Source organism: Streptococcus oralis (assembly GCF_001579175.1).
GTDB classification, from domain to species: Bacteria; Bacillota; Bacilli; order Lactobacillales; family Streptococcaceae; genus Streptococcus; species Streptococcus oralis_O.
The window spans coordinates 199,753-211,529 of the sequence record NZ_KQ970759.1; the positions used below are offsets into that span (position 1 = coordinate 199,753).

Annotated in this window: 12 protein-coding genes; 11 read left to right on the forward strand and 1 reads right to left on the reverse strand. The window is 41.0% G+C overall.

Annotated elements, in window-relative coordinates:
* Positions 1-12 precede the first annotated feature (12 nt).
* From SORDD24_RS01025 to SORDD24_RS01060, 8 genes are all read left to right on the forward strand, one after another.
* A complete protein-coding gene (locus tag SORDD24_RS01025) occupies positions 13-1,413 on the forward strand; it encodes a bifunctional Cof-type HAD-IIB family hydrolase/peptidylprolyl isomerase (RefSeq protein WP_061406723.1) in 1,401 nt (466 codons plus the stop codon).
* Position 1,414: 1 nt separating this feature from the next.
* Positions 1,415-1,774, forward strand: a complete 360-nt coding sequence (locus SORDD24_RS01030; protein ID WP_000689618.1) for a S1 RNA-binding domain-containing protein — start codon at positions 1,415-1,417, stop codon at positions 1,772-1,774.
* A 52-nt stretch (positions 1,775-1,826) separates the two neighbouring features.
* Positions 1,827-2,576 (forward strand): tRNA1(Val) (adenine(37)-N6)-methyltransferase, encoded by a 750-nt coding sequence (locus SORDD24_RS01035; protein ID WP_061406725.1) that lies wholly within the window; start codon positions 1,827-1,829, stop codon positions 2,574-2,576.
* Positions 2,566-2,850, forward strand: a complete 285-nt coding sequence (locus tag SORDD24_RS01040; RefSeq protein WP_061406727.1) for a GIY-YIG nuclease family protein — start codon at positions 2,566-2,568, stop codon at positions 2,848-2,850. The genes SORDD24_RS01035 and SORDD24_RS01040 overlap by 11 nt, the downstream gene beginning before the upstream one ends.
* 85 nt (positions 2,851-2,935) lie before the next feature.
* Positions 2,936-3,871, forward strand: a complete 936-nt coding sequence (locus SORDD24_RS01045; protein ID WP_061406730.1) for a manganese-dependent inorganic pyrophosphatase — start codon at positions 2,936-2,938, stop codon at positions 3,869-3,871.
* A gap of 85 nt (positions 3,872-3,956) precedes the next feature.
* Complete coding sequence (locus SORDD24_RS01050) at positions 3,957-4,469, forward strand: YiiX/YebB-like N1pC/P60 family cysteine hydrolase (RefSeq protein WP_061406732.1); 513 nt, start codon at positions 3,957-3,959, stop codon at positions 4,467-4,469.
* Positions 4,453-5,103: a DUF1803 domain-containing protein gene (locus SORDD24_RS01055; RefSeq protein WP_061406734.1), complete on the forward strand. Its 651-nt coding sequence runs from the start codon at positions 4,453-4,455 to the stop codon at positions 5,101-5,103. The genes SORDD24_RS01050 and SORDD24_RS01055 overlap by 17 nt, the downstream gene beginning before the upstream one ends.
* Before the next feature lie 101 nt (positions 5,104-5,204).
* Positions 5,205-5,405, forward strand: a complete 201-nt coding sequence (locus SORDD24_RS01060) for a CsbD family protein (protein WP_000051181.1) — start codon at positions 5,205-5,207, stop codon at positions 5,403-5,405.
* A gap of 36 nt (positions 5,406-5,441) precedes the next feature.
* On the opposite strand, the gene SORDD24_RS01065 is transcribed toward SORDD24_RS01060, so the two are convergent.
* The gene (locus SORDD24_RS01065) at positions 5,442-6,887 is read right to left on the reverse strand and encodes a UDP-N-acetylmuramoyl-L-alanyl-D-glutamate--L-lysine ligase (RefSeq protein ID WP_061406736.1); all 1,446 of its coding nucleotides are present in this window, start codon (positions 6,885-6,887) and stop codon (positions 5,442-5,444) included.
* Positions 6,888-6,992: 105 nt separating this feature from the next.
* Between SORDD24_RS01065 and SORDD24_RS01070 the strand changes: the two genes are divergently transcribed.
* The 3 genes from SORDD24_RS01070 to SORDD24_RS01080 form a co-directional block, all read left to right on the forward strand.
* Complete coding sequence (locus tag SORDD24_RS01070) at positions 6,993-8,615, forward strand: putative polysaccharide biosynthesis protein (protein WP_061406738.1); 1,623 nt, start codon at positions 6,993-6,995, stop codon at positions 8,613-8,615.
* A 202-nt stretch (positions 8,616-8,817) separates the two neighbouring features.
* Positions 8,818-10,776 carry a peptide ABC transporter substrate-binding protein gene (locus SORDD24_RS01075; protein ID WP_061406739.1) on the forward strand — a complete coding sequence of 653 codons (1,959 nt, stop codon included), beginning with the start codon at positions 8,818-8,820 and terminating at the stop codon, positions 10,774-10,776.
* A 145-nt stretch (positions 10,777-10,921) separates the two neighbouring features.
* Positions 10,922-11,777: PLP-dependent transferase (locus SORDD24_RS01080; RefSeq protein ID WP_231082636.1), on the forward strand; the 856-nt coding region annotated here is incomplete at its 3' end.

Genomic DNA, 11,777 nt, shown 5'->3' on the forward strand with positions numbered 1-11,777 from the left:
AGAGGTAGAGAGATGGATGCAAAATTAAAATACAAGGCAAAGAAGATTAAAATCGTCTTTTTTGATATTGATGATACCTTGCGTACTTCAAAGACGGGTTTTATTCCGGCGACAATTCCCACTGTTTTTAAGCAGTTGCGAGAGAAAGGGATTTTAACAGGTATTGCCTCTGGGCGAGGTATTTTCGGTGTTGTTCCAGAGATTCGAGACCTCAAGCCGGACTTTTTTGTAACCTTAAATGGTGCCTATATTGAAGATAAAAAAGGTCAAATCATTTATCAGCATCAGATTGCTAAAGAAGATGTGGAAGAATACATCGCTTGGACAAAACAAGAGGGGATTGAATATGGTTTAGTTGGCAGTCATGCTGCTAAACTCTCCACTCGAACAGAAATGATCAGTGAGGCGATTGATCCCATCTATCCGAACTTGGATGTGGATCCAGATTTTCATGAAAAAGTAGAGATTTATCAGATGTGGACCTTTGAGGATAAAGGAGATGACCTACACTTGCCAGATTCTTTGTCGGATAAACTTCGCATGGTGCGTTGGCATGTACATTCATCTGATATCGTGCCTATTTCAGGTTCAAAAGCCACAGGTGTAGCCAAGGTGGTGGAGCATTTAGGCTTGAAACCAGAGAATGTCATGGTCTTTGGAGACGGTCTCAATGACTTGGAACTCTTTGATTATGCAGGAATTAGCATTGCCATGGGAATTTCCCATGAAAAAATCAAAGAAAAAGCAGATTATATTACAAAAACAGTAGAAGATGATGGCATTTTTGATGCCTTAGAAGGATTTGGTATGGTAGAAAAAGAATTGCATTTCCCACAAGTAGACATTGAAACAGTAGAAGGTCCGTTGGCGACTATTAAGACAAATCACGGAGACTTGCGTATCAAGCTTTTCCCTGAGCAGGCTCCCAAAACAGTAGCAAACTTTGTTGCGCTTTCAAAAGACGGTTACTATGATGGTGTGATTTTCCACCGCATCATCAAGGACTTTATGATTCAAGGTGGAGACCCAACTGGTACTGGTATGGGCGGAGAGTCAATTTATGGTCAAGCGTTTGAAGATGAATTTTCAGAAGAACTCTATAATGTTCGTGGCGCTCTTTCTATGGCCAATGCTGGTCCAAATACAAATGGGAGTCAGTTCTTTATCGTGCAAAACCAACACTTGCCATACTCTAAGAAAGAGATTGCGCGTGGTGGTTGGCCAGAACCAATCGCTGAGATTTATGCAGAGCAAGGTGGAACTCCTCACCTTGACCGCCGCCATACTGTTTTTGGGCAATTGGTAGATGCAGCATCTTTTGCTGTCTTAGATACCATTGCAGCTGTTGAGACTGGTGCAATGGACAAGCCAGTTGAAGATGTGGTAATTGAAACGATTGAAATTGAGGACTAGAATGAAAATTGGTGATAAGCTAACTGGGCGTATTACAGGAATTCAGCCCTATGGTGCCTTTGTCGAGTTAGAGACAGGGGTGACAGGGCTGATTCACATCTCGGAAATCCGAACGGGATTTATTGAGAATATCTATGACATTTTAAAAATTGGTGATGAGGTTCAAGTACAGGTGGTGGATTTTGACGAATACACTGGAAAAGCCAGTCTTTCTATCCGTACTTTGGAGGAAGAAAAACATCAATTGCCAAGACGGAGACGTTTTTCAAATGATCGAATCAAGCACGGTTTTGCGCCCCTTGCTCGAATGATGCCTGTTTGGACGCGCGAGGCATTAGAGCATTTAAAGAAGAAGCCATAATACGATTATCTAAAATATTTGTGCTATTAACATCGTTTGTTATAATAAAAGTATGAAAGAAGAACAATTATTAAAATCAGGAGAGCGAATCAACCAGCTCTTTTCGACAGATATCAAGATCATTCAAAATAGAGAAGTGTTTAGCTATTCGGTGGATAGTGTTCTCTTGTCACGCTTTCCTCGCTTTCCTAAAAATGGCTTAATTGTGGACTTTTGTGCTGGAAATGGTGCAGTTGGACTTTTTGCAAGTAGTCGTACCAAGGCAAAAATTCTCTCTGTGGAGATTCAGGAGCGCTTGGCGGATATGGCAGAGCGTTCGGTTCGGTTGAATGGCTTGGAAGAGCAGATGCAGGTTATTTGCGATGATTTGAAAAATATGCCTGCTCATATCCAAGGAAGTAAGGTGGACATGATTTTGTGCAATCCGCCTTATTTCAAGGTGGATCCGCATTCTAATCTGAACGAGAGTGAACACTATCTCCTAGCAAGACACGAAATTGCGACTAATCTTAAGGAAATCTGTCGAAGTGCTCAGAGTATTCTCAAGTCTAATGGCCGTTTTGTCATGGTTCATCGTCCAGATCGACTTTTGGATATTCTAGAAATGCTTCAACGCCACAATTTAGCACCCAAGCGCCTGCAATTTGTCTATCCTAAACGAGAGAAGGAAGCCAATATGCTTTTAATCGAAGCAATCAAAGATGGATCTATTAGTGGCTTCAAGGTCTTGCCACCGCTCATTGTTCACAATGACGATGGTTCCTATACGCCAGAAATTCGAGAGATTTACTATGGATCATAAGGCCTATATGTATGTGGTGGAGTGCCGTGACGGTTCTTACTATACTGGTTATACGACAGACGTTAAGAGGCGCCTTGCCGTTCATAATAGTGGTAAGGGAGCCAAGTATACCCGAGCTCGCTTGCCAGTCAAACTCATCTATGTAGAGGGTTTTACCAGCAAGGAAGAAGCCATGTCTGCCGAAGCTTTCCTCAAACGAAAGAAACGTCCACAGAAAGAACGATTTTTATCCGAAAATCAAGAGAAAAATCTAGTCAACCATATTGATGTCTAATGAGGAGTCCTTTGACTCCTCTTACTTTTGTCAAAAGAGGAAAAAAGTGCTAAAATAAGATGAATAAATTTAAAGAGGTATTATCATGTCTAAGATTCTAGTATTTGGTCACCAAAATCCAGACTCAGATGCCATCGGGTCATCTGTAGCCTTTGCTTATCTTGCAAAAGAGGCGTATGGATTGGACACAGAAGCAGTAGCACTTGGAACTCCTAATGAAGAAACAGCCTTTGTTTTGAACTATTTTGGTGTAGAAGCACCACGCGTCATCACATCTGCTAAAGCAGAAGGTGCAGAGCAAGTCATCTTGACTGACCACAATGAATTCCAACAGTCTGTTTCAGATATCGCTGAAGTAGAAGTTTACGGTGTTGTAGACCACCACCGTGTGGCTAACTTTGAAACTGCAAGCCCACTTTACATGCGCTTGGAACCAGTTGGATCAGCTTCATCTATCGTTTACCGTATGTTCAAAGAACATGGTGTGGCAGTTCCTAAAGAAATTGCAGGTTTGATGCTTTCAGGTTTGATTTCAGATACCCTTCTTTTGAAATCACCAACAACTCACCCATCTGATAAAGTCATTGCACCAGAATTGGCAGAATTAGCAGGCGTGAACTTGGAAGAGTACGGTCTTGCCATGCTCAAGGCTGGTACGAACTTGGCAAGCAAATCTGCTGAAGAATTGATTGATATCGATGCTAAGACCTTTGAACTCAACGGAAATAAGGTTCGTGTTGCTCAAGTAAACACAGTTGATATTGCTGAAGTCTTGGAACGCCAAGCAGAAATCGAAGCTGCTATTCAAGCTGCCAATACTGCAAACGGCTACTCTGACTTTGTTTTGATGATTACAGACATTGTCAACTCAAACTCTGAAATTCTAGCTCTTGGATCAAACATGGACAAGGTCGAAGCAGCCTTTAACTTCAAACTTGAAAACAACCATGCTTTCCTTCCAGGTGCCGTTTCACGTAAGAAACAAGTGGTCCCTCAGTTGACAGAAAGCTTTAATGGCTAATAGTCTGAGTGATAGTTGAAATGAGGAAACGTTAGTTTCCTTATAGCTAAAGGGGTTTCGACTCCTTTTTTTCTAGGAGAGAAAGATGTTAGAAAATGGTGACTTGATTTTTGTGAAGGATCTTTCAGATATGGGGCAGGCCATCCAAGCTTCGACTGGAAACTATAGTCATGTAGCTATCTTTTTAGACGGTTTGATCTATCATGCTAGTGGGCAAGCAGGTGTTATTTGTCAAGAACCAGTAGAATTTTTTGAACCGACTCATCTCTATGATCTTTATGCCTACCCAGAGCTGGAAGTTGACTTGGTAAAGAAGAAGGCTTGCCAGCATCTAGGTGCTCCTTATAATAGCTCATTTTATCCAGATGGGTCTGGCTTTTACTGCTCTCAGTACATCGCTGAAATCCTACCGATTTTTGAAACTATTCCCATGAAATTTGGGGACGGGAAGCAGGAGATTAGTGATTTTTGGTGGGAATATTACAGGAAACTCGAACTTCCTGTGCCTCTGAACCAGCCGGGGACCAATCCCAGTCAGTTGGCAGAATCTCCTCTTTTAGAATGTAAAGAAAGGAATCTTCATGATTCAGATTTTTAATCCCTCTCGTTTGACTCGACAGCCATTTTTTATAGATTTGGTGGACTATCTGGACCAGCATGATGATGTAATCCTCCGGGAAATCAAGGCTCAGTTTCCAGATGTGGCAGTTGATAAACTCATGGAAGAGTATATTAAGGTAGGCTTGATCCGAAGGGAAAACAAACGCTATTTTCTCAATCTCCCTTTTTTAGAATCTACGGATGATTTAGCCCTTGACCAAGAAATTTTTATCAGAGAGGACAGTCCAGTCTATCAAGCCTTGCTAGAGAAGACTTTTGAGACAGAATTGCGCAATCAAACCAATGCAGCTATTTTAGTCGAATCTACGGATTTTGCTAGAGAAAAGATGACCCTGTCTAATTATTTCTATAAGGTCAAGAATCAATATCCTTTAACAGAAAAACAGCAGGAACTCTATGCCATTTTGGGAGATGTCAATCCTGAGTATGCTCTCAAATATATGACGACTTTTTTACTGAAATTTCTCAAAAAAGATCAATTAATTCAGAAACGGCGTGATATCTTCGTTGAGAGTTTAGTCGTCTTGGGTTATATTGTTCAAAACGAAGAAGGAAAGTATGAGTTGGCTGTTGATTTTGACAAGGAACGGTTGACTTTCTATTTGACTTAATTATTTGCTTTTGAGCAGATTGTTTGACTTTACTAAAGAATAAGCATAAACTTAATGTAAGCGATAACCATTATCGTATTAAAACAAAAGGAGACAGAGCTATGTCACTTGAAAATAAATTGGAACAAGCAACTGGTGCTATCAAAGAAGGATTTGGTAAAGTTACTGCCGATAGCAAAACAGAAGCAGAAGGTGCTGTAGAAAAAACAGTTGCCAAAGCAAAAGAAGTTGTTGAAGATGCTAAAGGTGCTGTAGAAGGTGCCGTTGAAGGTCTTAAAAACTCATTTAAGAAAGAAGACTAAAAAAATCAAGGGAAAACTTCCCTTGATTTTTTGATTTTATAGGTAACGTTCTGCGACAGCTGCGTCACCAGGGTAGGATTCTTTCACTCCATTGACGATTTGGTAGCGATCAGCACCCTTACCCGCAATAATCACGGCATCGAGTTCTTGGTCAGTGATGGCCATTGCCGCTTGGATGGCTTGTTCGCGATCGGCAATCTTTTCAACAGGATGGCTGATATAGCTACTGATTTCCTCTGCAATCGCCATAGGATCTTCATAGTTGGGGTCATCAGCTGTGAGAAAGACTTGAATCTCAGGATGTTGATTGAGGAGGAGACCAAAGTCTTTGCGACGACTCTCCCCCTTGTTTCCAGTCGAACCGAGAACCAGAGCGATTTTTCCAGTCTGATGAGTTTCAACTACATTGATGAGTTTTTTCAGACTGTCCCCGTTGTGGGCATAGTCGATGAAGACTTTAGCACCATTTTTCTGTGTGAGGACTTCCATACGTCCAGGAACTCGGGTTGTAGCGATTCCTTTTTGGATGTCCTCTAGACTAGCACCTAGACGAAGGCAGGCAAGTCCAGCAGCGACTGCATTTTCTTGATTAAAGTGACCGATGAGTTGGATATCATAATCGCCAGCGAGTTTTCCTGTAGCTGAGAAGCCAAAGGCTTTGGAGTTCTCGATTTGGTTACTCGACTTACTACCATAGAAGTCATGGTCTTGATGTTCAACTTGCTCTTTCAAGACAGAAAAGTGGTCCATGTCGCTGTTAATGACAACTGCTCGGCTATTTTCCATCAAGAGACGCTTGTGGTAGAAGTAGTCTTCAAAACTAGGATGCTCAATCGGACCGATATGGTCAGGACTGATATTGAGAAACACTCCTACATCGAAAGTGAGGCCGTAGACTCGCTTAACCAGATAGGCTTGGCTGGAGACTTCCATGATGAGATGGGTTCTTCCGTTATGAACAGCTTGAGCCATCATATCAAAGAGATCGATACTTTCAGGAGTTGTGAGAGCAGACTTAAAGAAGGTCTTACCATCTAAGGTTGTATTCATAGTAGACAACATAGCTGGGCGATGATGTTGAGCCAAGATGTTATAGGCAAAATAGGCTGCAGTTGTCTTCCCCTTGGTTCCTGTGAAGGCGAGAATTTTGAGTTTCTCTTGTGGATTACCATAAAATTCCATGGCAATCAAACTCATGGCTTTCTTAATGTCGTTCACGATAATAGCAGGAATACCGACCTCGTAGTCTTGCTCAGCTATATACCAATCCAGCCCTTGTGAGATAGCGGAGAGGAGGAATTCTTTTTTGAAAGAAGCTCCCTTAACAAAAAATAGGCTTCGCTCTTTAACTTTACGGCTGTCGTAACTGATACTATCAAAATCGACATCACTGTAATTGTAGTAGTAGCTTCCCTGATTGATAATCTCACGGAAGAGACCATTTTTCTTTAAAATATTTAATACGGTTTCAATCTTTATCATACTTTCTATTGTAAACCGAAAGTCTGAATTTTACAAGTAACAAGGAAAAGTTTATAATGGAAGATAAGGAACTTTTCTTAGTTATCAAAATTGAATGAGGAAGCTATGTCTAACGAAAACAATCACCAGCAAGCCCAGATGTTGCGAGGGACTGCTTGGCTAACAGCTAGTAACTTTATTAGTCGCCTCCTTGGTGCTATCTATATTATTCCCTGGTATATCTGGATGGGGACTTATGCCGCTAAGGCAAATGGACTCTTTACTATGGGCTATAATATTTATGCTTGGTTCTTGCTGATTTCAACAGCGGGTATCCCAGTTGCGGTCGCTAAACAAGTAGCTAAATACAATACCATGCGAGAAGAAGAACACAGCTTTGCCTTGATTCGGAGTTTCCTAGGCTTTATGACGGGCTTGGGACTGGTCTTTGCCTTGGTCTTGTATCTCTTTTCTCCTTGGTTAGCAGATTTATCAGGTGTGGGGAAAGACTTGATACCTATCATGCAGAGTTTGGCATGGGCGGTCTTGATTTTCCCTTCCATGAGCGTCATCCGAGGCTTCTTCCAAGGGATGAACAACCTCAAACCCTATGCTATGAGCCAAATCGCTGAGCAGGTGATTCGTGTCATCTGGATGTTGATGGCGACCTTCTTCATTATGAAGATGGGTTCTGGTGACTACCTAGCAGCAGTTACCCAATCGACCTTTGCGGCTTTTGTGGGGATGGTGGCTAGTTTTGCAGTCCTGATCTACTTCCTAGTCCAAGAAGGTTTGCTCAAAAGAGTATTTGAAACACGGGATAAAATCAATAGTAAGCGACTCTTAGTCGATACTATCAAGGAAGCCATTCCCTTTATTCTGACAGGATCAGCCATCCAGCTTTTCCAAATCTTGGACCAGATGACTTTTATCAGAAGTATGACTTGGTTTACCAACTACAGCAATGAAGACTTGGTTGTTATGTTTTCTTATTTCTCTGCCAATCCGAATAAAATTACCATGATTTTAATCTCTGTAGGAGTTTCCATTGGTAGTGTTGGCTTGCCACTTTTGACGGAGAACTATGTAAAAGGTGACTTGCAGGCAGCAGCTCGCCTAGTGCAAGATAGTATGACCATGCTCCTCTTATTCTTGCTACCAGCAACGGTTGGAGTTGTCATGGTAGGAGAACCGCTCTACACAGTCTTTTATGGTAAGCCAGATAGTCTGGCTATGGGATTATTTATCTTTGCGGTTTTGCAGTCTACTATCCTAGGCTTATATATGGTCTTGTCTCCTATGCTTCAGGCTATGTTCCGCAACCGCAAGGCAGTTCTTTATTTTATCTATGGTTCCCTTGCCAAGCTCGTCTTGCAACTTCCAAGTATAGCTATTTTCCACAGCTACGGTCCTTTGATTTCAACAACTATCGGGCTAATCATTCCAAATGTCTTGATGTACCGAGATATCTGCCAAGTAACGGGTGCTCGTCGAAAGATTATCTTGAAGCGAACTATCTTGATTACTATTTTGACCCTTGTCATGTTTATCTTAGTTGGTTTCATACAGTGGCTAATCGGTTTTATCTTCCAACCAAGTGGACGCTTCTGGAGTTTCCTTTATGTGGCTCTCATCGGAGGGTTTGGAGGAGGTCTGTATGGTTTGATGAGCCTACGGACACGACTCTTGGACAAGATAATTGGCAAAGCTCAAGCAGACCGACTACGGACACGATTGAAAATATCGTAAATGATTTATAAATAAAAGTTATAATTACAACCTTTCTATTAAAGAAAGGTTGTTTTATTGTTCAAAATATTAAAAAAGTAGAACTTTTTCTAAAATTAGTAGCAAAAAAATATGTTTTTTGACTTTTTCTTCAAAAAAAGCTTGACTAAATAAAACCAAAACTGTATAATAAGACAAATATTTAAAACAGGAGGTTCTGGAAATGAAAAAGTCTAAGGCCAAGTATCTGACACTGGCAGGTGTCGTGTTAAGCGCAGGTATCCTACTAAGCGCATGTGGGAACTCAGCAAGTTCATCTAAAACATACAACTATGTTTACTCTAGTGATCCATCTAGTTTGAACTATCTGGCTGAAAACCGTGCAACAACCAATGATATTGTTACCAATTTGGTTGATGGTTTGATGGAAAATGACCAATATGGAAACTATGTTCCATCTTTAGCAGAGGACTGGACCGTTTCTCAGGATGGTTTGACCTATACCTATAAACTTCGTAAGGACGCTAAGTGGTATACGTACGAGGGTGAAGAATATGCCCCAGTTACTGCTCAAGACTTTGTGACTGGTTTGAAATACGCAGCTGATAAAAAATCGGAGGCCTTGTATCTAGTCCAAGCATCAGTTGCAGGATTGGATGACTACATTAATGGGAAAACAACTGACTTTTCAACTGTTGGTGTTAAGGCGATTGACGATCAGACGGTACAATATACTTTGAATCAACCAGAACCTTACTGGAACTCTAAGACAACCTCGACTATTCTCTTCCCAGTCAATGCTGATTTCTTGAAATCAAAAGGGGATGACTTTGGTAAGGTAGATCCTTCTAGCATTTTGTACAATGGACCTTTCTTAATGAAATCTTTTGTTTCAAAATCTGTGATCGAATTCAAGAAAAATCCAAATTACTGGGATGAAAAAAATGTCTTTGTGGATGATGTGAAATTGTCCTATTATGATGGTAGTGACCAAGATGCCCTAGCACGTAACTTTGTAGAAGGAGTCTACAGCTACGCGCGTCTCTATCCAAATAGCTCAAGCTTTGAAGGAATTAAAGAGAAGAACAAGGATAACATCATCTATAGTATGCAAAATGCAACTTCTTATTACATAAACTTCAACTTGGACAGAAAATCTTATAACTTCACATCTAAATCCTCAGATATCGAAAAGAAATCAACTCAAGAAGCAGTTCTGAATAAAAACTTCCGTCAAGCCTTCAACTATGCTTATAACCGTACAGCCTATGGAGCTCAATCTCAAGGGGAAGAAGGAGCAACGAAGATTATTCGTAACCTAGTGGTACCTCCTACATTTGTAAGCATTAACGGAAAAGACTTTGGCGATGTTGTTTCAGAAAAGATGGTCAACTATGGCCAAGAATGGCAAGGAATCAACTTTGCAGATGCGCAAGACCCATACTACAATCCTGACAAAGCTAAGGCTAAATTTGCAGAAGCTAAGAAAGAATTGGAAGCCAAGGGTGTGCAATTCCCAATCCACTTGGATGTAACAGTTGACCAATCAGCTAAAAAAGGTGTACTTGAAGCAAGTTCTTTGAAACAATCCATCGAATCTGTTCTAGGAGCTGAGAATGTGGTTATCGATATCCAACAGCTATCAACAGATGACTTTGACAACTCTACTTACCTAGCTCAAACTGCAGCTCAAAAAGACTTTGATATCTATAATGGGGGTTGGAGTGCGGACTACTTGGATCCATCAAGCTATCTTGATATCTTGAATGTCAATAACGGTGGTATGTTGCAAAACATTGGTCTAGAACCAGGTGAGGTCAATGACAAGGCTAAGGCAGTTGGTCTGGATACTTACACTCAAATGCTAGAAGAAGCGAACAAGGAGCAAGAACCAGCAAAACGTTATGAAAAATATGCTGAAATTCAAGCTTGGCTCGTTGATAGCGCTCTTGCTATTCCAAACGTTTCCCAAGGTGGAACACCTGGCTTGAGAAAGACAGTTCCATTCTCAGCGCCATTCTCACAAGCTGGAAATAAGGGTGTCGAATCATACAAGTACCTCAAGTTACAAGATAAGACTGTAACGGCTGATGAGTATGAAAAAGCTAAAGAAAAATGGCTGAAAGAAAAAGAAGAATCAAATAAGAAAGCCCAAGAAGAACTGGCAAAACACGTTAAATAACCAGTCTATTCAACAGGAAAAACGATAGTTTCTCAAGGAACTATCGTTTTTATATAGTTTGAAACTATAACTAGCTCTTGAAAAGAAGAAAATGAGTTGGTGAAAATAAATGATACAATAGTTACTATAGATTTGGAGGTATTGTATGAGCAAAGAACGACACATTGACACAATTTTGGCCCAGGCCGGAATCAAGTCAGATAAGGCAACAGGTGCCTTGGTGACGCCACTACATTTTTCAACCACTTATCAGCATCCAGAGTTTGGCCAGTCTACTGGATTTGACTATACTCGTACTAAAAACCCAACTCGTAGTAAGGCGGAGGAAGTCTTGGCAGCGATTGAAGCAGCAGACTATGCACTAGCGACGAGTTCAGGTATGGCTGCGATTGTATTGGCCTTTAGCGTCTTTCCAGTAGGAAGTAAAGTCTTGGCTGTGCGAGATCTTTATGGTGGTTCTTTCCGTTGGTTCAACCAAGTGGAGCAAGAAGGCCGTTTCCATTTTACCTATGCCAATACAGAAGAAGAATTGATTGCTGAGTTAGAAAAGGATGTGGATGTTCTCTATATCGAAACGCCAACCAATCCCTTGATGTTGGAATTTGATATTGCAAAACTTGCAAAACTAGCTCATGACAAGGGTGCCAAGGTAGTGGTGGACAATACCTTCTACAGCCCAATTTACCAACGTCCGATTGAAGATGGAGCAGATATCGTCCTTCATTCAGCTACCAAGTATTTAGCAGGGCACAATGATGTCTTGGCTGGGGTAGTTGTGACTAATAGTTTAGAACTATATGAACAACTTTTCTATAATCTCAATACGACAGGTGCTGTTTTGTCGCCGTTTGATAGTTATCAGTTGATTCGTGGTCTTAAGACCTTGTCTCTGCGCATGGAGCGTTCGACAGCTAATGCGCGAGAAATTGTGGCCTATCTGAAAGGTTCACCTGCAGTCAAGGAAGTTCTCTATACTGGTCGTGGGGGAATGATTTCCTTTA

Bases quoted from the DNA above. Each gene is read 5' to 3' on its own strand.
- SORDD24_RS01035 (WP_061406725.1), top strand. From the start codon at position 1,827: ATGAAAGAAGAACAATTATTAAAATCAGGAGAGCGAATCAACCAGCTC.
- SORDD24_RS01055 (WP_061406734.1), top strand. From the start codon at position 4,453: ATGATTCAGATTTTTAATCCCTCTCGTTTGACTCGACAGCCATTTTTT.
- SORDD24_RS01025 (WP_061406723.1), top strand. From the start codon at position 13: ATGGATGCAAAATTAAAATACAAGGCAAAGAAGATTAAAATCGTCTTT.
- SORDD24_RS01045 (WP_061406730.1), top strand. From the start codon at position 2,936: ATGTCTAAGATTCTAGTATTTGGTCACCAAAATCCAGACTCAGATGCC.
- SORDD24_RS01075 (WP_061406739.1), top strand. From the start codon at position 8,818: ATGAAAAAGTCTAAGGCCAAGTATCTGACACTGGCAGGTGTCGTGTTA.
- SORDD24_RS01060 (WP_000051181.1), top strand. From the start codon at position 5,205: ATGTCACTTGAAAATAAATTGGAACAAGCAACTGGTGCTATCAAAGAA.
- SORDD24_RS01050 (WP_061406732.1), top strand. From the start codon at position 3,957: ATGTTAGAAAATGGTGACTTGATTTTTGTGAAGGATCTTTCAGATATG.
- SORDD24_RS01030 (WP_000689618.1), top strand. From the start codon at position 1,415: ATGAAAATTGGTGATAAGCTAACTGGGCGTATTACAGGAATTCAGCCC.
- SORDD24_RS01070 (WP_061406738.1), top strand. From the start codon at position 6,993: ATGTCTAACGAAAACAATCACCAGCAAGCCCAGATGTTGCGAGGGACT.
- SORDD24_RS01065 (WP_061406736.1), bottom strand. From the start codon at position 6,887: ATGATAAAGATTGAAACCGTATTAAATATTTTAAAGAAAAATGGTCTC.
- SORDD24_RS01040 (WP_061406727.1), top strand. From the start codon at position 2,566: ATGGATCATAAGGCCTATATGTATGTGGTGGAGTGCCGTGACGGTTCT.